Genomic DNA, 21,435 nt, shown 5'->3' with positions numbered 1-21,435 from the left:
CGGTCCCCGGTGACCAGCGCCTACCGGCCGGTGGCCCTCACGCCGGTGGAGGAGGACCTGATGGTCTCCGCCATGGAGTCCTGGGGCATCCTCGCGTATGCCGCCGACGGTGATCCCGTCGGCCTCGCCGAAGCCGTGCTGTGCCTGGTGGACCGCGGCTGGGTGCAGGTGCACCGCATCGAGCCGTGGACCGCGCCGGACGGCGAGGAGGGCGCCGCGTACGGCGAGCCCCTCCCCCGCGCCGACCTGCCGGCGATCCTCCGGTCCCCGGCGACCTGGGACGATCCGGAGCATCCCCACTGGTACGGCGCCGTCACCCTGTCGGTGACGGACGCCTGGCGTACCCTGAACCGTCGCTGAGCTCTCAGGCCGCGCGCCCCCGCGTGAACACCCGCGCCGTCTCGGTGACGCGGCGCCCCAGGTGCTCGGCCGTGGCGAGGTCGGACTTGTGCACGGCGTCCGGGCCCTCGTCCACGTTGGTCTGCGCCGCCGCGCCCGCGAAGACGCCGAGGCGGTTGAGGTCGTTCTCGGAGCCCGCGCTGTTGTTCCAGCCGGGGTGCAGGCCGAGGTTGATCCAGTTCATCCCGTGCTGCGCGGCGAGGATCTGGAAGAACTGCAGGGTGTGCAGCTTGTCGCCGCTCTTGGAGCCGGAGTTGGTGAAGCCGGCGGCCAGCTTGTCCTTCCAGTCCTGGCCGAACCAGCGCTTGGAGGTGGCCTCGGCGAAGACGTGGAAGGCGCCGGAGGCGGTACCCATGTAGGTGGGCGAGCCGAAGACGATCGCGTCGGAGCGGTCCAGCGTCTCCCACTGCTCGTCGGTGATCTCGTCGACCTTGATCAGGTGCACCTCGGCACCCGCGTCGGTGGCGCCGGCACGGACGGCCTCGGCGAGGACGGCGGTGTGGCCGTAGCCGGAGTGGTAGGCGATGGAAACGACAGGGGTGGTCACAGAGACTCCTTGAATGGGCCGCATGGGCAGCTTGGACTGCATCGACTGCACGGCAGCTCAGAAGCAGTGACTTCAGGAAAGCACTAACTCGCGGTTAGTGCAACCTGGCGGTTAGCGCTGTGCACGCGTACCCTCGTGCCATGACCGCCGGTATGAGCCCAACCGCCCAGGACCACGACGACCTCGCCTACAACGTCTTCGCCAAGGCCTGCCCGTCACGCGGCACGCTGGAGCACGTCACCGGCCGCTGGGGCGGTCTCACGCTCGGCGCGCTGTACGAGGGCTCGCTGCGCTTCAACGAGCTGCGCCGCCGCGTGGACGGGGTGAGCGAGAAGATGCTGTCCCAGACGCTGCACGCGCTGGAGCGCGACGGCCTGGTGCACCGCGACGCGCAGCCGACCAACCCTCCGCGCGTGGACTATGAACTGACCCCCCTGGGCCGTCAGGTGGCCGAGCGGCTGCTGGCGCTCATCCACTGCGTGGAGGGCGCCATGGACGACGTCCTCGCGTCACGCGCGCGTTACGACGAGACGCGCGGCACCCTCTGACACTTCGGGCAGAAGTAGCTGGAGCGGTTCATCCAGGGGCGGCGGCGCATCGGCGTGCCGCACCGCTTGCAGGGCAGGCCCTCGCGGCCGTACGCGTCCAGGGACCGGTCGAAGTAACCCGACTCGCCGTTGACGTTGACGTACAGGCTGTCGAAGCTGGTGCCGCCCACGGCGAGGGCGGCGTTCATCACGTCCCGGATGTGACCGAGGAGTTCGGTCGTGACCGGGCGGGTGAAGTTCGCCGTCGGGCGCTCGTAGTGGATGCGGGCGCGCCACAGCGCCTCGTCCGCGTAGATGTTGCCCACACCGCTGATCAGCGACTGGTCCAGCAGGGCCCGCTTGATGGTGGTCCGCTTGCGGCGCAGCGCCAGGTGGAAGGCCTCGTCGTCGAACAGCTCGTCGAGGGGGTCGCGGCCGATGTGCGCGATGACGTCGGGCAGGCCGTCGGGGGTGTTGTCGTGCAACGACAGCCCGCCGAAGGTGCGTTGGTCGACGAACCGGAGTTCCGTGCCGAGGGAGTCGGCGAACCGGATCCGGATGCGCAGGTGCTTCTCGTCCGGCGCCTCGTGCTGCTGCACCAGCAGCTGACCGCTCATGCCGAGGTGGGCGAGGACGGACTGGTTGGTCTCCTCCAGCGGCAGCCACAGGTACTTGCCGCGGCGGCTGGGGGTGCCGATGTGGTGGCCCTTGAGCCGGTGCGTGAAGTCGTCGGGCCCCGCCAGGTGCCGGCGTACGGCGCGCGGGTGCAGCACCTCGGTCTCGGCGACGGTGCGGTGGGCGACCCAGCGCGCGAGGCCGCGCCGGACGACCTCGACCTCGGGCAACTCAGGCATCGGGACCCCCGTACGAAGCGGTGGACGAGCGGAGCGCCCGCCCCCTCGGGAACGGTGGGGCGGGCGCTCGGTACTGCTGTGGGTCAGGCGGTAGCGGACGACGGGTCGCCGTCCTTGGCGGCGGCTTCCCCGGTAGCCGGATCGCCGTCCTTGGCGGCGGCCTCCTTGGCCGCCTTGACCGCCTCGGCGTCCGCGGCGGCCGCTTCCTTGGCGGCCTTGGCGCGCTCGTCCGCCGCGGCCCGGATGGACCGCCAGGCGGACTCGGCGGCCTGCTGCTCCGCCTCCTTCTTGCTGCGGCCGGTGCCGGTGCCGTACGAGACGCCTCCGACGCGGGCGGCAGCAGTGAAGGTCTTCTCGTGGTCGGGGCCGGTCTCCGTGACCAGGTACTCGGGCACGCCGAGTCCTTCGGTCGCGGTCAGCTCCTGGAGGCTGGTCTTCCAGTCCAGGCCGGCACCGAGGTTCGAGGACTTCTCGATCAGCGGGTCGAAGAGCCGGTGCACCAGCTCGGACGCCGAGTCGAGGCCCTGATCGAGATAGACCGCGCCGATCACCGCTTCCAGGGTGTCGGCGAGGATGGACGCCTTGTCCCGGCCGCCCGTGCCCTCTTCACCGCGGCCGAGCCGGATGAAGGAACCCAGGTCGAGGCCGCGCCCGACCTCCGCCAGCGCACGCGAGTTGACCACCGCGGCCCGCAGCTTGGCCAGCTGGCCCTCGGGCAGGTCGGGGTGGGTGCGGTACAGCGTGTCCGTGACGACGAGGCCGAGGACGGAGTCACCGAGGAACTCCAGCCGCTCGTTCGTCGGCAGACCGCCGTTCTCGTACGCGTACGAACGGTGGGTCAGCGCGCGCACCAGAAGGGCGGACTCGACCTTGTAGCCGAGCCGCCCTTCCAGAAGCGTGTGGGACGAGGCCTGGTTGTCCGCCTTCTTCTTGGCGGGTGCGTCCGCCATGGCGTCTTCCGCCTTCTTGGGACTGGACACAGTGCCTCTCACCAGCCCGCTCAGACTTCGAGGACCTGGCGCTTGTTGTAGGTGCCGCAAGACGGGCACGCGATGTGCTGCTGCTTGGGCTCGTGGCAGCGCTCGCACGCAACCAGGGTGGGGACCGCAGCCTTCCACTGCGACCGGCGGTGGCGCGTGTTGCTGCGCGACATCTTCCGCTTCGGAACAGCCACGGCTACTTCTCCTGCTTCTCGTCGGCGCGTGCTGACTGAGGCGCGCCGCCGCTCATCTCGTCCTTCTCGCCGTCTTCGAGTGAACCGGCGAGTCCCTGCAAAGCCGCCCAACGGATGTCGACGGCGTCGTGGTGGTGGTCCGGGTCGACCGCGAGCCGCGCTCCGCACTCGGAGCACAGACCGGGGCAGTCCTCCCGGCACACCGGCTGCATCGGCAGTGCGAGCACCACCGCATCGCGCAGCAGAGGTTCGAGGTCGAACAGTCCGTCCTCGAGGAAGAACCTGTCCTCGTCGTCCTCGGCGTCGTCGCCCGGTTCCGCGATCACGCGGCCCCGGTCGTCGGCGTCAGGGTACGAGAACAGTTCCTGGAAGTCCGCTTCGAGCTCCAGCCCGACCGGCTCCAGACACCTTACGCATTCCCCCTCGGCCTGTGCACGGGCGGTGCCTGTGACGAGCACCCCTTCCATGACCGACTCGAGGCGGAGTTCGAGCTCCACCGGGGCGCCTTCCGGCACTCCGATGACCCCCTGGATGCCGAGATCGGCGGGAGCGTCGATCGTGCGGGTCAGGCGCTGCAGCGCGCCAGGACGCCGACCCAGCTCGTGCGTGTCGAACACGAGGGGGTTGCGGTGGTCGAGGCGGGCGTTGGAAGCCATTCCTGCTTTCGATCTTCGAGCTCGGAGGGCCGCCGCCCCTCGGTGTCGCGGGCAGCGGAGATCGCGGACGTACGCGCGACCGAAGAGCCAGGATACTGGACCTTTCGCTCAGGGCCCAATCCGGAGGTCGGCGGGCGCTCGCGGCGGCCTCCCGCCCGCTACAGGCCCCGGCCCTGCTCGTACGCCCTCAGCTGTTCCGCGCTGATCATGCTGGTGTCGAAGAGGCTGGTCTCGTCGAGAGCGTAGCCCTGCTGCTGATGCTGGGGCTGCTGTTGCTGGTGCGCCTGCTGGGGGTCGTAGGCGGCCTGCTGCTGGTCATAGCCCTGGAAGGGGGCACCGCCCGCCGGAGCGTAGCCGGAGGTGGGGGAGTACGGGTCGGCCTGCTGGTAGCCGTACGGGTCCTGCTGGCCGTAGGCGGGCTGCTGCGGGAAGCCGCCGTAGGGGTCCGGCTGCTGCTGGTCGTACGCGTACGCCGGCTGCGGCTCGTACGACGGCTGCTGCTGCGGCTGCTGCACGGGCTGGGCCGGGCGCTCGGCCAGGGCGTCCTGGTCGGCGAGCGCGGCGAGATCGGCGAGGTAGTCGGCGTCGCTGGAGTGCTGGAAGGTCGTGGTGTCGTCGGCGAGGGCGCCGAGGTCGTCCGTGGCGATCCGCCCGTGCAGCTTCTGCCGGCCGCGGCCGACGGCCTCCAGGGTCTTGGCGAGCACCGCCTCGAAGGCGCCCAGCTTGACGTCGACGTACTGGTCGGCGTTGTGGCGCAGGGTCTCCGGGTCGTGGCTGCGCTCGGGGGCGTCCTCGTCCTCGTAGCCGTTCTCGTCCAGGCCGGGGCCGGTGCCGAGGAGCTTCTCGCGGCCGCGGCCGACCGAGCCGAGGGTCTTGGTGAGGACGACCTCGAAGTTGGCGAGCTTGGAGTCGACGTAGTCGTCGGCCTCGGCGCGGATCTCCTCGGCCTCCTTGCTGGCCTCGGCGAGGATCCGGTCGGCCTCGGCCTGGGAGCGGCGGGCGATCTCGGTGTCGGAGATCAGCGAGCCACGCTCGGCGTGCGCGTTCGAGATGATCCGCTCGGCCTCCATGCGGGCCTGCTCGACCATCTGCTCACGGTCGCCGATCAGCTCCTGCGCCTGCGCGAGGGAGCCGGGCAGCGCCTGGCGCACCTCTTCGAGCATCGCGAGCAGCTCGGCGCGGTTGACCACGCACGACGCCGACATGGGCATGGAACGGGCGCCGGAGACCGTGGAGACGATCTCGTCGAGCTTCTTCTGCACGTCCACCTGTGCTCGCCACTCTCTACAGCCGGGTTGGAGACGGACGGGACGACTGTAGCCCCATCAGTCCTTGCGCAGGCGCTTGTTCAGGGCCTCCAGCACCGGGGCGGGCACCAGGTGGGAGACGTCGCCGCCCCAGGCCGCGACCTCCTTGACCAGCGAGGAGGAGAGGAAGCTGTAGGTGGGGTTGGTGGGCACGAACAGCGTTTCGACGCCGGTGAGGCCGATGTTCATCTGCGCCATCTGCAGCTCGTAGTCGAAGTCGCTGACGGCGCGCAGGCCCTTGACGATGGCGGGGATGTCGCGCTGCTTGCAGAAGTCGACGAGGAGGCCGTGGAAGGCCTCGACCCGGACGTTGTCGTAGTCGGCGGTGACCTCGCGGATCAGCTCGATCCGCTCGTCGATCTCGAACAGGCCCTTCTTGGACTTGTTGATCATCACCGCGACATAGACCTCGTCGTACAGACGGGAGGCGCGGGCAATGATGTCGAGGTGTCCGTTGGTGATCGGGTCGAACGACCCGGGACAGACGGCGCGGCGCACTTGTGATCCCTCGCTCTCCGGTCCGGTCATCGTGCGTCTTCGCACGTAGAGGCGGCGCGACCGTACCAAAACGTTCCCTCGCCGTAGCGACGGGACCTGATCGCCTCGAAGCCGTCCGGCCACTGGAACGCGCCGCCTCTGGTGCTGCGCTCCACGGTGACGAGGGCGTCCTTCGTGAGCCAGCCTCCCGAGCGGAGTGTGAGGAGAATCTCGCGAAGATCGTGATCTGTGACAACGTACGGGGGGTCGAGGAAGACGAGGTCGTACGGCTCGGCGGGGGGTGCGGTCTTGATTACTTGTTCCGCTTTGCCCGCTCGCACTTCGGCGCCGGGGAGGCCGAGGCGCCTGACGTTTTCGCGGACGACTCTGGCTGCGCGGACGTCGGCTTCGACGAGGAGCGTGTGGCTCGCGCCCCGGGAGAGGGCTTCGAGGCCCACGGCGCCCGAGCCGGCGTAGAGGTCGAGGACTCGTTCGCCGTCCAGGGGGCCGCCCAGGAGGGACTGCCAGGTGGAGAAGAGACCTTCGCGGGCGCGATCCGATGTCGGCCGGGTTCCGGTGCCGGGCGGTACTGAGAGGCGCCGTCCGCCTGCCCTGCCGGCGATCACGCGGGTCATCTTCGGTCCTTGTTCGGGGGTGGTTACGGATTCAGTTTGGCAGGCGGTCCGTCGTGGTCGCTCGCGCCCGCGCGGCGCAGCCGCATATCGGCACAGCCCCGCACCCCTGTCGGGACGCTGCGCCTCAGCCCTTTTCCAGGTACTGCTCCCTTTCCTCGTCCAGCAAGGCATCCAACGCCGTACGGAGCCCCGGAAGCCGCTGTAGCTCCGGGTCCGCCGCCACCACCGCCGTCGCCTCCTCCCTCGCCTCCGCGATGACCTCCTCGTCCTCGATGACCGCGAGGACGCGCAAGGAGGAGCGGGCGCCGGACTGGGCCTGGCCGAGGACGTCGCCCTCGCGGCGTTGTTCGAGGTCGATGCGGGAGAGCTCGAAGCCGTCGAGGGTGGCGGCGACGGCGTTCAGGCGCTGGCGGGCCGCGCTGGCCTCGGGCATCTCGCTGACCAGGAGACACAGGCCGGGGGCCGAGCCCCGGCCGACGCGGCCGCGGAGCTGGTGGAGCTGGGAGACGCCGAAGCGGTCGGCGTCCATGATGACCATCACCGTCGCGTTGGGGACGTTCACGCCGACCTCGATGACCGTGGTGGCGACCAGGACGTCCGTCTCACCGGCCGCGAAGCGACGCATCACCGCGTCCTTGTCGTCCGGGTTCATACGGCCGTGGAGGACCTCCACCTTCAGGCCCTGGAGGGGGCCGCGGCCCAGCTGGTCGGCGACGTCCAGGACCGCGAGCGGCGGGCGCTTCTCCGCCTCGTCCTCGGGGGACTTCTGCTCGGCCTTCTTCGGGTCGGCCGCCTCGTCGATGTCGTCGCCGATGCGGGGGCAGACGACGTACGCCTGGTGGCCGTTCGCCACCTCCTCGCGGACCCGCTCCCAGGCGCGGGCGAGGAAGTGGGGCTTGTCGGCGGCCGGGACCACATGGCTGGCGATCGGGGAGCGGCCGGCGGGGAGCTGGTCGAGGACGGAGGTCTCCAGGTCGCCGAAGACCGTCATGGCGACGGTGCGCGGGATCGGGGTGGCCGTCATGACCAGCAGGTGCGGGGGCTGTTTGCCCTTGCCGCGCAGGGCGTCGCGCTGCTCGACACCGAAGCGGTGCTGCTCGTCGACCACGACCAGGCCGAGGTCGTGGAACTGGACCTTGTCCTCGATCAGGGCGTGCGTGCCGATGACGATGCCGGCCTCGCCGGTGACCAGATCGAGCAGGGCCTGGCGGCGGGCGGCGGCACCCATGGAGCCGGTGAGCAGGACGACCTTGGTGGCGTGCTCGGCGCCGCCCAGCATGCCGCCCTCGGCCAGCTCGCCCATCATCTCGGTGATCGACCGGTGGTGCTGCTGGGCGAGGACCTCGGTGGGCGCGAGCATGGCCGCCTGGCCGCCCGCGTCGACCACGGCGAGCATCGCGCGCAGGGCCACCATGGTGTTGTGGGTCACCGTGAAGTTGTCGGTGACGTAGGCATGGCTGGGGTGAGCGACGCTGATGCACTGGACCGGTTTGCGTCCCACATATTCGACGGCACGGATCCCGCGGCGGAAGGTGTTGTATTTCGGCCGGGGCCGGACCCGGGCGGCTTTGCGGTGCAGGCGGAACGGAGCGTATTCGTCGGGCAGTGCGACGGAGACCTCGAAGGCGGCTCGCTTCGGCAGGACCCGTGCTCGGCCTCCCAGCGAACGCACGAGCCAGGCGACATCATCTGCGAGCCGGCGTGAGGCCGAACAGAACGAGATGCTGAGGCCGTTCGCCTGAACGGTGCCGTCGGTGTCCAGGAGCCCTTGCAGCAGAGCGAGACGGTTCTTGATCGAGGTGTTCTTGAACTCGGTGGGGATGAACTTGCCGTGCGAGCTCAGCTCCCACAATCCCAGATCACGGAGGGTCTGGATGATGGGGTTACGCACGCCGCCCGTGCGACGGGCGAGCTCAAGCGTGTAGTTGCATCGAGAGCCCGTGACCGGAACGAGACGGCAGTCGGGAGCGACAGCCGACGCCACGGCATCGCGGATCTCGGCGTCGACGGTGGACAGCCTCAAGTTGTCTCGGAACGAGCCGTCGCCCAGCAGCAGACCGAAGAGGTAGGGGTCGAGCGGAAGCTGCGAATCGCCCCCCAGGTCGACCGGGGTCACCGCTGGGAGGTACCACTTCGAAGATCCGTTGGCCTTGAACGTGTCGAGACGGATCTCCCGAGTCGTCATGACCTCGGGGGCCTGTCCACGGTGCCATGCACAGCTCGTGCCGACGATCCAGAGATGCTCGTCGTCGCACTCCACAGAACTTCCATCAGAGAGGACCAGCCGCCAGACATCGCGCGCTCCCTGCGGGAAAACACCGTCGACCAGCGCGATCTCCCCGTCCGGAACGACAACTTCGTCTCCGACCGCCAGGTCCCCCATACGACGGAATCCGGATGGTGTGAGCACGAGCGAGTCGAGCGGCTGGGCCTTCCCCGAACCGACCTCACCTTGCAGCAGACGGTGCATCGGGTGTTCCGTGCCGAGGTCGTCGAAGATCTCCTTGGAGACCTTCTGCTGGCCTTCGGTGAGGGTGAAGGGCAGGCGGTCGTCGAAGGCCGCGAGGAGGCCGTCGGACTCCGGCCGGCGGGGGACGGCCGGGAGCTGGGTGTCCGCGTGGCGGCGGCGGGCCAGGGCGACCTGGAGGACGAAGGCCTCGTCCCACTTCAGGCGGGCGCGGGCGTCGGCGATGTCCGCCTTGGTGTGCGGGCGGTGGATCTTGAGGAGGGCTTCGGGGAGCGGGAGCAGGCCACGCCCTTCGCGCAGGGACGGCGGGAGGGGGTCCAGGGCTTCCTGGGCGGTGGGCAGCACCGTCTGGACCGCCTTGCCGATCTTCCAGGACTCCAGTTTGGCCGTGGCCGGGTAGATGGGGATCAGGGCGCCGGCCCAGCTCTCCACCGTCTCCCCGCTGTCGCCGCGCAGCAACTCGTAGGCCGGGTGGGCGAGTTGGAGGCGGCGGTTGAAGACCGAGACCTTGCCGGCGAACATCGCGTGGGTGCCGGGCAGCAGCTCCTTGTGCGGCTTGTGGACGCCGTTGCCGAAGAAGACCAGCTGGAGACGGCCACTGCCGTCGGTGATCGTGACCTCCAGGCGCTGGCCCTTGCCGCGGGGGGCCTTGGCGGAGGCGAAGGTGTGCAGGCGGGCGTCGGCGACCTGGGCGACCACCGTGACGTGCTCGTCCATGGGCAGGTCGGCGAGTTGGGTGAGCTGGCCGCGCTCCTCGTATCTGCGCGGGTAGTGGTGGAGGAGGTCGCCGACGGTGTGCAGGCCGAGGTGCTCGGCCATCACCTTCGCGGTGGCGGGGCCGAGCACCGACTTCAGTGGCTGTTTCAGTGGTTCTTCCAGTCCGTGCACGAGATCCATTGCACACCACGGCACTGACAATGCCGTATACGTCCTGGGAAAGTCCTGGTCGGACGGGCTGTTCGGGCTCTAGGATGGCGCGCTCCGGCCATCCTTCGCGGTCACCGCCCCCCGGGACCGCCCGACCCCGCGCCGATGCTCCTCCCCCCTCCGGCGCTGCGACGATGGACTACCAGAGCTCACAGTCATCCCAGGGTTCCCTCTCACCTCATACGTTCCAGGTCGACCTGCGCGGTCTGGTTGACCTGCTCTCCCATCACCTCTATTCCAGCCCCAAGGTCTATCTGCGCGAGCTGCTGCAGAACGCCGTCGACGCCATCACGGCACGGCGGGACGAGGAGCCCGGCGCCCCGGCCCGGGTGCGGCTCTACGCCGATGGCGGGGGCCTGCGGGTGGAGGACACCGGTGTCGGGCTCACCGAGTCGGACGTGCACAGCCTGCTCGCCACCATCGGGCGCAGCTCCAAGCGGGCCGAGGGCCTGCAGGAGGCCCGCTCGGACTTCCTCGGCCAGTTCGGCATCGGTCTGCTCGCCTGCTTCGTGGTCGCCGAGCGGATCCGGGTGGTCAGCCGCAGCGCCCGTACGCCCGGCGCGCCGCCGGTGGAGTGGACGGCGCGCGACGACGGCTCGTACACCGTGCGGGCCCTGCCCGGCTCCGCGCGGCCGGAGCCAGGTACGACCGTCCACCTGACCGCGCGCCCCGGGGCGGCCGAGTGGCTGGCGCCGGAGCGGGTCCTGACCCTGGCCCGGGACTTCGGCGCGCTGCTGCCGTACGACATCCGGGTGGGAGAGGAGCCGGTCACCGATCTGCCCGCGCCCTGGGACCGGCCGTTTCCGAGCCCTTCGAGCAGAAGGGTGGCGCTGGCCCGGCACTGTCACGAGTTGTTCGGGTTCACACCGCTGGACTCGATCGACCTGGCGGTGCCGCTGGCCGGGATCCGCGGGGTGGCGTACGTGCTGCCGGCGGCCGTGAGTCCCGCCCAGCGGGCGACCCACCGGGTGCATCTGAAGGGCATGCTGCTGACCGAGCGGGCCGAACAGCTGCTGCCCGACTGGGCGTTCTTCGTGCGCTGTGTGCTGGACACCGACAGTCTGCGGCCGACGGCCTCGCGCGAGTCGCTGTACGAGGACGAGACGCTCGCCGCGGTGCGGGAGGCGCTCGGGGAAAGGATCCGCTCGTGGCTCACGGGCCTCGCCGCCGGTGATCCCGAACGGCTGACGGCGTTTCTCGCCGTACACCACCTGGGGGTGAAGTCCCTCGCCCGGCACGACCGCGACATGCTGCGCACGATGCTGCCGTGGCTGCCGTTCGAGACGACCGACGGGCAGCTGTCCCTGGAGGAGTTCGCGCAGCGGCACCCGGTGGTGCACTTCACCCGGACCGTCGAGGAGTACCGGCAGGTCGCGCCGATCGCCTCCGCGCAGGGCGTCGGGGTGGTCAACGGCGGCTACACGTACGACGGCGACCTGGTCGAGGCGCTGCCGTCGGTGCGGCCGGGGACGGTGGTCGCCGAGCTGGACGCGGACACGGTGACCGCGCACCTGGACGCGGTCGACCCGGGCGAGGAGCTGGCCCTGTCCGGCTTCCTGGCGGCGGCGCGGGCGAAACTGGACCCCCTGGGCTGTGACGTCGTCCTGCGGGCCTTCCACCCCCTGTCCGTGCCCGCGCTGCACCTGGACGACCGGGCCGCCCGGCACGAGCAGGCCCGCGCGGCGGCCGAGGAGCAGGCCGACGACCTGTGGGCGGGCATCCTCGGCTCGCTGCGCGGCAGCGCACCACGCGCGCGTCTGGTGCTCAACCATCTCAACCCGCTGGTGCGGCGCATCGGTTCACTGAAGGACCCGGAACTGATCGGCACCACCACCGAGTCGCTGTACGGGCAGGCCCTGCTGATGGCGCAGCGCCCGCTCAGGCCGGCCGACTCGGCGCTGCTCAACCGGGCGTTCATCGGCCTGCTGGAGTGGGCGACCCATGGGGAGGGTGACGGGAGATGAGTGAGATCGCGGACTTCGACGCGCTGCGCCGGGCGATGGCGGACAACTCCGAGCAGCCGGAGGGCCCGGCCCGCAACGCGCGCGCGGAGCAGCTGCTGGCCGCGGCGGAGGGCCTCGGCATCCCGCTCGGCGTCATCGAGGCGCTCGGGCACCAGCTGAAGGTCTACAACTACAGCTCCGAGAAGGACAAGATGTTCGTCCCGTTCGCGCGGCTGCTGCGGATGTGGGACGAACGGCCCGGGGACTTCGACGAGTACGAGGCGCACTCGCTGCACTGGGTCTTCAAGTGGATGTCGGCGGGCATGCTGGACCAGCCGCACATCCCGCTCGCCTCGATCGAGAAGTGGCTCGGCGAGATGGAGCACCGCTACCGGCTCGCCGGGCACTCCGAACGGGCGGTGCGCAGCGCCGAGTTCAGCGTGGCGGCGCACATCGGTGATCTGGTACGCGCGGAGCGGGCGTACGCCGCGTGGCTCGCCGCGGACCGCGACCGGATGGCCGACTGTCACGCCTGCGAGCTGCACGGGCAGGGCGTCTGGCAGGCCGAGCGCGGGCGGGACGCGGAGGCACTGGAGCTGTGGCGGCCGGTGCTGGACGGCGAGTTCGCCTGCGCGCACGAACCGCACACCGTGCTGGCCTCCTCGCTGGCCCCGCTGCTGCGCCTGGGCCGGCTCGACGAGGCCCGCGCGAACCATCTGCGCGGTTTCCGGCTCGTACGGCCGATGGAGTCGATGCGCGGCGCGTACGCCGACCATGTGGAGTTCTGCGCGCTGACCGGGAACGAGGCACGCGCGCTGGAGCTGCTCGCCGAGCGGCCCGCCTACTTCACGGACGCCGGGCATCCGCGCAGCCGGCTGGACTTCATGGCCGTGGTGACGCTGCTGATGGACCGGCTGACCGAGCTGGGGCTCGCCGGACAGCGGGTGCCCGGGCCGGCCGGGCGGGCCTGGACGGCGCAGGAACTCGCCGCCCACGCGCGCGTGGAGACACTGGAGCTGGCCGAGCGGTTCGACCGGCGCAATGGCACCTCGCGCGTCGGCGACCGGGCACGCGCGCGTATGGCCCAGCGGCCACTGGTGGACCGCCTGCCGCTGGGCGTGCGCACGGTGCGCCCCGCGCCGGGCCCGGCGGCCGCGCTCCCGCCGCTGGAGACGGACGACGGACCCGACCTGCCGGCCCTGCTCGCCGAGGCACGGCGGCTGTCGGACACCCTGCAGCCGCATGCCCTGGAGGCCTGGGCGGCGGTCCGGCGGGCCGCGCGCGGTACGGAGCTGGAGCCGCGCGACCACGCGGAGCTCGTCGACCACGAGGCGATGGCCCGCGGCCCCGAGGGCATCGAGCTGTTCGAGCAGGCGGCGGCCGGCTACGCGGAGGCGGGCGACCCCGGCGAGGCCCTGGCGGCACGCGCGCGTGGAGCGTACGTCCGCGCTCTGACGGGCGAGGTGGACGCGGCCCTGGAGACGGTCACCGCCCTCTACGACGAGGCCTTGGCGTTGTACGCCGAGGAGGCCACCGGAGTACGGCAGACGGCGTCGGTGGTGATGAGCCGTGCGCGCATTCTGATGCGGCGGGTACACGAAGGGGCACCGGTGCTGGAGGACCCGGTGCCGGGCACACCAGCGCCGGACGGTCCCGTGCCCGAGGGCGCGTTGGCCGACGGACCAGCCCCCAAATCGCCCGCCACGAACCAGCCGGGGCCCGAACTCCCGGAACCGGACCAGCCGGACGGGCCGGACGCGGGCAGTCTCGCGCCCCAGGACGCGCTGCCGGACGGACCGGCCCCCGACGCACCGGGCGCGGACCAGCCGAAGAGCGAGGGGCTGGTGCCGGGCGGGGCGGCCCGCGGTGGGTCGGTGTCTGGGCGGGCGCGGGATGCGTCCGCCCAGGCCGAGCAGGCCGTACGTGAGGTGCTGGCGCTCGTGGGCGGGCGGACCGGCGATGATGTGCGGCTGGCCGCGCGGGCCGCGGAGGCGCGGGCCATGCTCGCCGAACTGGCCGGGCTGCGCGGGGACGCCGGGAGGGCCGCGGAGCTGTTCCGGCGGGCGGCCGACGCGTACGTGAGCGCCGGGCTGCCGTGGTTCGCCGTGGAGTACGAGGTGCAGGTCGCCGCACTGGCCCATCAGGCCGGTGACCAGGCCGGGGCCGAGCAGGCGCTGCGGGCCGCGCTGGAGCACGGCGGGCCGTACGTGGAGCCGGTCGGACGGGCCCAGCTGCATCTGCAGCTCGCCGAGGCCGTCGGCGCCCGGGGCGAGGTCGTCGAGGCCGCCGAGCACGCGCTTCAGGCCGCGCACTGGGCCGACGAGGCGGGCGAGAGCGGCACGCTGGGCGCCTGGGCGCGACAGGCGCTGGGTGGGCTTCTGCTGCGCCAGGGCCGCTGGGCGGAGGCCGCCGAGGTGCTGGAGTCGGCGCTGACCGACCTGTCCGCCGGGACGCACGGGGACGGGGCCGTCGTGCAGGCGCAGTGGTGGCTCGGTGACTGCCTGAGCGAGCTGGACGACCACCGCGCGGCGGCCGAACACCGGCTGCGGGCGGCCGAGATCGCCCGGCGCTGGCCCGAGCAGCAGGACCACGCCACGCTCGCCCACCTCGCCGCCGAGTCCCTGAGCAAGGCCGGTCTGCTGGAGGAGGCCGATCAGGCCTACGCGCGTGCGGGTGAACTGTGGCGGGCGCTGGGCAACCCGGCCTTCCTCGTCCGCTCGCTGCGCGCCCGCGGCTGGCTGGCGCTGGGCGTGGACGGCGGAGCCGAGGGCGCCCAGGAGCTGATGACGGAGGCGGTACGCGCGTGCGAACGGGCACGGGAGGCCGCGGCCGATCCGGTGTCCCGCGAACAGCTCACGGTAGAACTCGCCCAGACGCACCGGCAGTTCGGCGACCTGCTGGCCCGCACGGCGACCGAGGGGGCCGAGGTCGCCGAAGAGGCCGAAGACAGCGCGATCCAGGCCGTGTTCGAGGCGGCGCTGGTCCAGATGGACCGGGCGGCCGCGCTGTTCGGCACGCTGGGTGCGGACGGGCTGCACGACCGTACCGGTGCCGAACTCGCCGCCGGATGGCTGGAGGCAGACCTCGGCCGGCCCGCTCGGGCGGCGGCACGCGCGCGTGCCGTACTCGCGGCCTACGAGGGTGCCGACGACGGGGACGAGAGTGCCCGGGCGCGGCGGGTGGAGGCCGGCCGGCTGCTCGAACCGGACCAGTGAGTCCCGCGCGTGCTCACTCCACGCCGATGAGCAGCAGGGTCCCCTGCCGGCCACCCCGGTACACGACCGTGTCCACGGCGAGGTAGGACTCCCGTACGCGGGCCTCCAGCTGCTCGGCCACGGTCTCGGGGGCCCCGTCGCCGACGACGAGGGTGACCAGCTCGCCGCCCGCCTGGAGCATGCGGTCCAGGAGGGTCCGGGCGGTGGCGGTGACGTCGGGGCCGATCACCGCCACGTCGCCGTCGATCAGCCCGAGCACGTCCCCGGCCTGGCAGATGCCGGCCGTCGTCCAGGACTGGCGCTCGGCGACGACGACCTCGGCGTACCGGGTGGCGCCCGCCGCCGCGGTCATCTGGACCACGTCCTCGTCGAACCGGCGTTCCGGCGCGTGCACGGCGAGCGCGGCGATGCCCTGGACCGCCGAGCGGGTCGGGATCAGGGCCACCCGGATGCCCTCGGCGCGGGCCTGCTCGGCGGCCGCCGCGGCCGTGTGGCGCAGCTCGGCGTCGTTGGGCAGCAGCACGACCTCGCGCGCGTGGGCCCGCCGTACGGCCTGCACCAGCTCCCCGCTGGCGGGCGGCTCCCCGGGGCGCGCGAGGACGGTCGTGGCGCCCGCCTCGGTGTACAGCGCGGCCAGTCCCTCGCCCGGTACGACGGCGACGACGGCCCGCTGGGCACGCTCGCGTGGGGGCCGCTCGCCGCCGGTGTGGACGTCCCCGAGCCCGAAGTGGGTGATCCGGATCCGGTACGGCCGCCCGGCCTCCACGCCCGCCTCCACGGCGGCGCCGGCGTCGTCGACGTGCACATGGACGTTCCACAGCCCGTCGCCGCCGACCACGACCAGGGAGTCGCCGAGCGCGTCGAGGCGTTCCCTCAGCCGGGCCACGGCCGTGTCGCCGGCCTCCAGGAGATAGATCACCTCGTAGGCGGGCCCACCGCTGTCGGATCCCTCGGCGCAGAGGTCCGCGGCGCGCATGCTCTCCACGCGCACGTGCCCGCCGGAAGCCGCGTCCGGCGCCTGCGCGCTCTCCCCCACTGCCGCCAGGCTCTCCCGTGCCGCCGGAGCCTCCCGTACCGCCTCTCCCGTGAACGCCTCCACCAGCGCCCCCAGCACCGCCACGAGCCCGCGTCCGCCCGCGTCGACGACCCCGGCCCGGCGGAGCACGGACAGCTGGCCCGGAGTGGCCGCCAAGGCCGTCCGCGCGCCCTCGTAGGCCGCCCGCGCGACCGTGCCGCAGTCGCCGTCGGCCTCCTCGGCGGCCTCGGCGGCGGCCGAGGCGACGGTCAGGACCGTGCCCTCGACGGGGTGGGCCACGGCCTGCCGCGCGGAGTCGGCGGCCCGCCGCAGCGCCAGACGCAGCCCGGCGCCGTCGATGTGTGCCGCCTCGCCGCCCTCCGCCAGTACCTGCGCCATGCCCCGCAGCAGCTGCGCCAGGATCGTCCCGGAGTTGCCGCGGGCCCCGATGAGCGCCCCGTGGGCCATCGCGTGCACGGCGTCCGCCAGCGAGGGCTCCCCGGCGCCCGTCTCGTACCCGGCGAACACCGCCTCCACGGCCGTGGAGGCCGATTCCAGGGTGAGGTAGAGATTCGTCCCGGTGTCACCGTCGGCCACCGGATAGACGTTGATCGCGTCGATCTCCTCACGCGCGCGGCCGAGCGCTCCGAGCGCCAGACCGCACCAGGTGCGCACCGCGAGAGCATCGAGGAATGTCTGCGGCACCTGCGCCACCTGCGCCTCCCTGAGCTGGCTGGACGTGGGACGCAGCGTAGACCCCGAAGCGGTGTCCACCGGAAGAGGGCCGCGAGCCGGGCCCTGAGCTGCCATGGTAGTTTCGTTCTACGGGCGCAGCCGTTGTATGCTGCTCCGGTTGCCCGATCTGATCGGGCCGTTCCCCTGGCAACGCCACTCAAGATCTCAGGTTTTAGGATCTCGATCCCGGCCTGCCGGGATTAACCGTAAGTGCATCTGAAGTCTTTGGAGTGACCCGTGGCTGCCAACTGCGACGTCTGCGGCAAGGGGCCGGGCTTCGGCAACAACATCTCGCACTCGCACCGCCGTACGTCCCGCCGCTGGAACCCGAACATCCAGCGTGTGCGTACCGTGGTCGGCGGGACGCCGAAGCGCGTGAACGCTTGCACCTCGTGCATCAAGGCCGGCAAGGTCTCGCGCTGACGCTACAGCTGAGCGCGCGGCCACTGCCTGGTTCGCTGCACTGAGCCGGTCCACCTGAGGGTGGGCCGGCTTTTTGCCGTACCCCAGGGCGGCCGTACCCGGACGGCTGCCATACCTGGACGGCCCCCGTACCCGGACCGCTCACGCCCGCAGCCGCCAGCCGTGATCCACCGGCCCGATCCCCTCCCCCAGCGCGAACCCGGCCGCGATCGCGCCCGTGACGTACTCCTTGGCCGCCGTGACCGCCTCCGGCACGCTCTGCCCCTTCGCCAGCCCCGACGCGACGGCGGACGCCAGGGTGCAGCCCGTGCCGTGCGTGTGCCGGTTGTCGTGGCGGGGCGCACGCAGCCGGTACTCGTCGACACCGTCCGTGAGCAGATCCACTGCCTGGTTCCCGCCCACCCGCCCGGCATCACCCGCCAGGTGCCCGCCCTTGATCAGCACCCAGCGCGGCCCGTACTCCAGCACGGCCGCCGCGGCCCGTCGCAGATCGTCCTCCGACTCGACCCGCACCCCGGTGAGTTGTGCCACCTCGTCGAGGTTCGGGGTCGCCACGGTGGCCACCGGGAGCAGTTTCGTCCGTACGGAGTCCAGCGCGGACGCGGCCAGCAGCGGGTCGCCGTGCTTGGAGACGGCCACCGGGTCGACCACGGCCGGCGCGTCTGTGCCGGAGATCAACTCGGCGACCGCCTCGACCAGTTCCGCCGAGGCCAGCATGCCGGTCTTCACAGCCTGGACGCCGATGTCGTCCACGACGCTGCGGTACTGGGCCCGGACCGCCTCCACGGGCAGTTCCCAGGCGCCCTGCACGCCCAGCGAGTTCTGCGCGGTCACCGCCGTGATCACGCTCATCCCGTGCACGCCGAGCGCCAGCATCGTCTTCAGGTCGGCCTGGATGCCGGCGCCGCCGCCGGAATCGGAACCGGCCACGGTGAGGACCCTCGGCGGCGTTTTCAGGGTGCTCATGACTCGATGTCCCCGAAGTGGTCCCAGCCGCCCTTGCTGGTCCAGGGCGCCCCGTCGACGGTCACCTGGGGCAGCGCGGAGGGGTTGAGGACCTCGCCGATGACCTTCCAGCGGGCCGGCAGCTTGGTGTCCGGCGGGAAGGTCGCGACGATCGCGTGGTCCTCTCCCCCGGTCAGCACCCACTGCAGCGGGTCGACGCCGACGGCCTGCCCGATGTCGTTCATCTGGCTCGGGATGTCGATCGCGCCCGAGCGGATGTCGATGCGGACCTTGCTCGCCTCGGCGATGTGCCCGAGGTCCGCGATCAGCCCGTCGCTCACGTCGCACATCGCCGTCGCGCCGAGCGCGACGGCCGCCGGGCCCGCGTGGTAGGGCGGCTCGGGGCGGCGGTGGGCCTCCACGAAGGCGCGCGGTGAGCGGAAACCGCGGGAGAGCACCGCGTAACCGGCCGCGGACCAGCCCAGCCAGCCCGTGACGGCCACCAGGTCGCCGGGCTGGGCGCCGGCGCGCGTGACGGGCTCCTGGTTGCGCAGATCGCCGAGCGCGGTGATCGACACCATGATCGTGTCGCCGCGTACGACGTCACCGCCGACCACGGAGGCGCCCGCGACCTGGCACTCGTCGCGCAGACCGTCCATCAGCTCGCTGGGCCAGGTCACCGGGAGTTCGGCCGGGACGACCAGGCCGAGCAGCAGGGCGGTCGGTACGGCGCCCATCGCGGCGATGTCGGCGAGGTTCTGCGCCGCCGCCTTGCGGCCGACGTCGTAGGCCGTGGACCAGTCGCGGCGGAAGTGCCGCCCCTCCAGCAGGATGTCGGTGCTCGCCACCACCCGGCGGTCGGGCGCGGCGACCACCGCGGCGTCGTCGCCGGGGCCGATCCGGACCGCCGGGGTGGTGGTGAGACGGGAGGTGAGCTCCCTGATGAGCCCGAACTCCCCGAGCTCACCAACAGTGCCCTTCATTGCCCTTGCTCCCCTTCTCTGCCATGCCGTGCCCAGTCGCGCGTCATCAGTGTCCCCGATACCGTCGAGATGACTGTCGATACGGTCCGGATGACCGTCGGAACGGTCTTGCGACCGTCAACTTCCGTCGTGCCTGCACCCTGGCGCGCAAGCCCGGTTCCCGCAGGTCTCCCCGCGGGGAGCGGCAACGCGATACCGTGGCGTTCCTTTTCCCCACATGATCCTCGTGGCCGCCCTGGAGGTTCCGTGGTACAGGCGTACATCCTGATCCAGACGGAGGTCGGCAAGGCGTCGACCGTCGCCGAGACGATCAGCAAGATCCCTGGAGTGATCCAGGCCGAGGACGTGACGGGACCGTACGACGTCATCGTGCGCGCCCAGGCCGACACGGTCGACGACCTCGGTCGCATGGTGGTCGCCAAGGTCCAGCAAGTGGACGGCATCACCCGCACCCTGACCTGTCCGGTCGTGCATCTGTAGCCCCCGTCTACGCTTGGCCGGTGAAGTTCTTCGGTCACCGGCCCTTCGGCCTGCTCGCGCCCGCGCTGCTGATCGCGGTCGCGGGCTGCTCCTCGGCAGACGACGGCGCGACCGTGGCGGTTCCCAGCCCCGACGCGAAGACGGCGAAGGTGTGCCGGGAGCTGCACCGGGTGCTGCCGCGGAAGCTCGACGGGCGAAGCCGCAACGACCCCGAACCCCGGTCCGCGTACACGGCGGGCTGGGGAAACCCGGCGATCATACTGCGATGCGGTGTCGTACGGCCGCCGAAGATGATCGATCCCAAGGTGGCCGAAGGCGGTGACCCCGACGCCATCGCGGGCGGGGTGAACGGCGTCGACTGGCTGATGGAGAAGCAAGGCGACGGCACCTGGAGGTTCACCACCGCGAGCCGCGTGGCCTATGTGCAGATCGGCCTGCCCAAGGGGATGTCCGCGCAGGAGGAGGGCACGGCCGTGCTCACGGATCTCGCGGCGGCCGTGAAGAAGGCGATCCCCAAGGGGATCGCCTCCATGCGCGGGTGACCGGTCGGCTGCTCAGCGGAGGCCGGTCGAGCGGCGCAGCGCGGCCTGCACCAGGCGGTCGATCAGCTCCGGGTAGCCGACGCCGCTGGCCTGCCACATCTGCGGGTACATCGAGATCGGCGTGAAGCCGGGCAGGGTGTTGATCTCGTTGATCACGAACTCGCCGTCCTCGGTGAGGAAGAAGTCCGCGCGGACCAGGCCCTCGCAGGAGACCGCCTCGAACGCCTCGACCGCGAGCCGCCGCACCTCGGCGGTCTGCTCCTCGGTGAGCGGCGCCGGGACGATGCCGGGCGTGGAGTCGATGTACTTGGCCTCGAAGTCGTAGTACGCGTGCGCGTCCGGCGGCGGGATCTCGGCCGGGACGGAGGCGCGCGGGCCGTCCTCGAACTCCAGGACACCGCACTCGATCTCCCGGCCCCGCACGGCGGCCTCGATGAGGATCTTCGGGTCGTGGGCCTGCGCGGTGGCGATCGCCTCGTCCAGGCCGGACAGGTCGTCGACCTTGGTGATGCCGATGGACGAGCCCGCGCGGGCGGGCTTCACGAACAGCGGCCAGCCGTGCTCGCCGGCGAAGTCGATGATCTTCTTGCGGGCGGCGGACTCGTCCCGCTCCCACTCGCGCGGCCGGATCACCATGTACGGGCCGACCTTGAGCCCGTAGGAGGTGAAGATCCGCTTCATGTACTCCTTGTCCTGGCCGACGGCCGAGGCGAGCACACCGGCGCCCACGTACGGGACCCCGGACAGCTCCAGGAGGCCCTGCAGGGTGCCGTCCTCGCCGTACGGGCCGTGCAGCACCGGGAAGACCACGTCGACCTCACCGAGCGCCTTGGGCACCGAGCCGGGCTCGGTGTAGACGACCTCGCGGTTGGCGGGGTCGACGGGGAGCACCACGCCGCCCTCGTGCGACTCCGCCAGCTCCTCGACGGCGGGCAGGCGGCGGTCGGCGATGGCCATCCGCTCCGGCTCGTCGGCGGTGAGCACCCAACGGCCCTCCCGCGTGATGCCGATCGGCAGCACGTCGTACTTCGTCCGGTCGATGGCCTTGAGGACGGCGCCGGCGGTGACCATGGAGATCCCGTGTTCGGAGCTGCGCCCGCCGAACACGACGGCCACGCGCGGCTTGCGCGACGGTTGCTCAGGGCTGTGGGGAAGGTTCTCGGTGCTCATATCGCGTTGAGGGT

General features: G+C 71.7%; 20 protein-coding genes. 7 read left to right on the top strand and 13 right to left on the bottom strand.

Features of this window, described 5'->3' with window-relative positions; all coding sequences use genetic code 11:
• The first annotated feature begins 9 nt into the window (after window positions 1-9).
• Complete coding sequence (locus tag AB0M27_RS06320; protein WP_365718488.1) at window positions 10-360, top strand: hypothetical protein; 351 nt, start codon at window positions 10-12, stop codon at window positions 358-360.
• A 4-nt stretch (window positions 361-364) separates the two neighbouring features.
• Here the strand turns inward: AB0M27_RS06320 and AB0M27_RS06315 are convergent, their stop codons facing one another.
• Window positions 365-946, bottom strand: a complete 582-nt coding sequence (locus AB0M27_RS06315; protein ID WP_365718486.1) for a flavodoxin family protein — start codon at window positions 944-946, stop codon at window positions 365-367.
• A 152-nt stretch (window positions 947-1,098) separates the two neighbouring features.
• Between AB0M27_RS06315 and AB0M27_RS06310 the strand changes: the two genes are divergently transcribed.
• Window positions 1,099-1,494 carry a helix-turn-helix domain-containing protein gene (locus AB0M27_RS06310; RefSeq protein WP_365718735.1) on the top strand — a complete coding sequence of 132 codons (396 nt, stop codon included), beginning with the start codon at window positions 1,099-1,101 and terminating at the stop codon, window positions 1,492-1,494.
• On the opposite strand, the gene mutM is transcribed toward AB0M27_RS06310, so the two are convergent.
• The 8 genes from mutM to AB0M27_RS06270 all read right to left on the bottom strand — a co-directional run bounded on the left by mutM (window position 1,467) and on the right by AB0M27_RS06270 (window position 9,940).
• A complete protein-coding gene (gene mutM, locus AB0M27_RS06305) occupies window positions 1,467-2,327 on the bottom strand; it encodes a bifunctional DNA-formamidopyrimidine glycosylase/DNA-(apurinic or apyrimidinic site) lyase (protein WP_365718484.1) in 861 nt (286 codons plus the stop codon). The genes AB0M27_RS06310 and mutM overlap by 28 nt on opposite strands.
• An 83-nt stretch (window positions 2,328-2,410) precedes the next feature.
• Window positions 2,411-3,319 carry a ribonuclease III gene (gene rnc / locus AB0M27_RS06300; RefSeq protein ID WP_365718483.1) on the bottom strand — a complete coding sequence of 303 codons (909 nt, stop codon included), beginning with the start codon at window positions 3,317-3,319 and terminating at the stop codon, window positions 2,411-2,413.
• Window positions 3,320-3,327: 8 nt separating this feature from the next.
• Window positions 3,328-3,501, bottom strand: a complete 174-nt coding sequence (rpmF, locus tag AB0M27_RS06295) for a 50S ribosomal protein L32 (protein WP_003951102.1) — start codon at window positions 3,499-3,501, stop codon at window positions 3,328-3,330.
• Window positions 3,502-3,503: 2 nt separating this feature from the next.
• Window positions 3,504-4,157, bottom strand: a complete 654-nt coding sequence (locus AB0M27_RS06290; protein WP_365718482.1) for a YceD family protein — start codon at window positions 4,155-4,157, stop codon at window positions 3,504-3,506.
• A gap of 158 nt (window positions 4,158-4,315) precedes the next feature.
• Complete coding sequence (locus AB0M27_RS06285) at window positions 4,316-5,425, bottom strand: cell division initiation protein (RefSeq protein WP_365718480.1); 1,110 nt, start codon at window positions 5,423-5,425, stop codon at window positions 4,316-4,318.
• A gap of 57 nt (window positions 5,426-5,482) precedes the next feature.
• Window positions 5,483-5,962, bottom strand: coding sequence for a pantetheine-phosphate adenylyltransferase (coaD, locus tag AB0M27_RS06280; RefSeq protein WP_365718732.1), 480 nt, complete (start codon window positions 5,960-5,962; stop codon window positions 5,483-5,485).
• Window positions 5,963-5,988: 26 nt separating this feature from the next.
• Entirely contained in the window at window positions 5,989-6,576 is a 588-nt protein-coding gene (gene rsmD / locus AB0M27_RS06275; RefSeq protein ID WP_365718479.1) for a 16S rRNA (guanine(966)-N(2))-methyltransferase RsmD, read from the bottom strand.
• Between the two features lie 124 nt (window positions 6,577-6,700).
• A complete protein-coding gene (locus tag AB0M27_RS06270) occupies window positions 6,701-9,940 on the bottom strand; it encodes a helicase-related protein (RefSeq protein ID WP_365718478.1) in 3,240 nt (1,079 codons plus the stop codon).
• 164 nt (window positions 9,941-10,104) lie between these two features.
• Here AB0M27_RS06270 and AB0M27_RS06265 point away from each other — a divergent pair, with 164 nt between their 5' ends.
• Window positions 10,105-11,934 carry an HSP90 family protein gene (locus AB0M27_RS06265; protein ID WP_365718477.1) on the top strand — a complete coding sequence of 610 codons (1,830 nt, stop codon included), beginning with the start codon at window positions 10,105-10,107 and terminating at the stop codon, window positions 11,932-11,934.
• Window positions 11,931-15,128 carry a tetratricopeptide repeat protein gene (locus tag AB0M27_RS06260; protein ID WP_365718476.1) on the top strand — a complete coding sequence of 1,066 codons (3,198 nt, stop codon included), beginning with the start codon at window positions 11,931-11,933 and terminating at the stop codon, window positions 15,126-15,128. The genes AB0M27_RS06265 and AB0M27_RS06260 overlap by 4 nt, the downstream gene beginning before the upstream one ends.
• Window positions 15,129-15,141: 13 nt before the next feature.
• On the opposite strand, the gene AB0M27_RS06255 is transcribed toward AB0M27_RS06260, so the two are convergent.
• Window positions 15,142-16,857 (bottom strand): DAK2 domain-containing protein, encoded by a 1,716-nt coding sequence (locus AB0M27_RS06255; RefSeq protein WP_365718474.1) that lies wholly within the window; start codon window positions 16,855-16,857, stop codon window positions 15,142-15,144.
• Between the two features lie 258 nt (window positions 16,858-17,115).
• Here AB0M27_RS06255 and rpmB point away from each other — a divergent pair, with 258 nt between their 5' ends.
• A complete protein-coding gene (gene rpmB / locus AB0M27_RS06250; RefSeq protein ID WP_003993230.1) occupies window positions 17,116-17,301 on the top strand; it encodes a 50S ribosomal protein L28 in 186 nt (61 codons plus the stop codon).
• 141 nt (window positions 17,302-17,442) lie between these two features.
• Here the strand turns inward: rpmB and thiD are convergent, their stop codons facing one another.
• Together thiD and AB0M27_RS06240 are read right to left on the bottom strand one after the other, a co-directional pair.
• Window positions 17,443-18,267, bottom strand: a complete 825-nt coding sequence (gene thiD / locus AB0M27_RS06245) for a bifunctional hydroxymethylpyrimidine kinase/phosphomethylpyrimidine kinase (RefSeq protein ID WP_365718473.1) — start codon at window positions 18,265-18,267, stop codon at window positions 17,443-17,445.
• The gene (locus tag AB0M27_RS06240; protein WP_365718470.1) at window positions 18,264-19,229 is read right to left on the bottom strand and encodes a thiamine-phosphate kinase; all 966 of its coding nucleotides are present in this window, start codon (window positions 19,227-19,229) and stop codon (window positions 18,264-18,266) included. The genes thiD and AB0M27_RS06240 overlap by 4 nt, the downstream gene beginning before the upstream one ends.
• 246 nt (window positions 19,230-19,475) lie before the next feature.
• Here AB0M27_RS06240 and AB0M27_RS06235 point away from each other — a divergent pair, with 246 nt between their 5' ends.
• Entirely contained in the window at window positions 19,476-19,709 is a 234-nt protein-coding gene (locus tag AB0M27_RS06235) for an Lrp/AsnC ligand binding domain-containing protein (RefSeq protein WP_003997603.1), read from the top strand.
• A 20-nt stretch (window positions 19,710-19,729) separates the two neighbouring features.
• A complete protein-coding gene (locus AB0M27_RS06230) occupies window positions 19,730-20,251 on the top strand; it encodes a DUF3515 domain-containing protein (RefSeq protein ID WP_365718468.1) in 522 nt (173 codons plus the stop codon).
• 12 nt (window positions 20,252-20,263) lie between these two features.
• Here the strand turns inward: AB0M27_RS06230 and AB0M27_RS06225 are convergent, their stop codons facing one another.
• Entirely contained in the window at window positions 20,264-21,421 is a 1,158-nt protein-coding gene (locus AB0M27_RS06225; RefSeq protein ID WP_365718466.1) for a D-alanine--D-alanine ligase family protein, read from the bottom strand.
• Between the last annotated feature and the right edge of the window lie 14 nt (window positions 21,422-21,435).

This window comes from Streptomyces sp. NPDC052107 (assembly GCF_040680215.1).
GTDB lineage: Bacteria > Actinomycetota > Actinomycetes > Streptomycetales > Streptomycetaceae > Streptomyces.
The sequence above is the reverse complement of the archived record's forward strand: the minus strand, read 5'-3'. Positions and strand labels throughout refer to the sequence as shown.

Coding starts and splice junctions, on each gene's coding strand:
- AB0M27_RS06310 (WP_365718735.1), top strand. CDS start 1,099: ATGAGCCCAACCGCCCAGGACCACGACGACCTCGCCTACAACGTCTTC.
- mutM (WP_365718484.1), bottom strand. CDS start 2,327: ATGCCTGAGTTGCCCGAGGTCGAGGTCGTCCGGCGCGGCCTCGCGCGC.
- AB0M27_RS06290 (WP_365718482.1), bottom strand. CDS start 4,157: ATGGCTTCCAACGCCCGCCTCGACCACCGCAACCCCCTCGTGTTCGAC.
- rsmD (WP_365718479.1), bottom strand. CDS start 6,576: ATGACCCGCGTGATCGCCGGCAGGGCAGGCGGACGGCGCCTCTCAGTA.
- AB0M27_RS06270 (WP_365718478.1), bottom strand. CDS start 9,940: ATGGATCTCGTGCACGGACTGGAAGAACCACTGAAACAGCCACTGAAG.
- AB0M27_RS06265 (WP_365718477.1), top strand. CDS start 10,105: ATGGACTACCAGAGCTCACAGTCATCCCAGGGTTCCCTCTCACCTCAT.
- AB0M27_RS06260 (WP_365718476.1), top strand. CDS start 11,931: ATGAGTGAGATCGCGGACTTCGACGCGCTGCGCCGGGCGATGGCGGAC.
- thiD (WP_365718473.1), bottom strand. CDS start 18,267: ATGAGCACCCTGAAAACGCCGCCGAGGGTCCTCACCGTGGCCGGTTCC.
- AB0M27_RS06240 (WP_365718470.1), bottom strand. CDS start 19,229: ATGAAGGGCACTGTTGGTGAGCTCGGGGAGTTCGGGCTCATCAGGGAG.
- AB0M27_RS06225 (WP_365718466.1), bottom strand. CDS start 21,421: ATGAGCACCGAGAACCTTCCCCACAGCCCTGAGCAACCGTCGCGCAAG.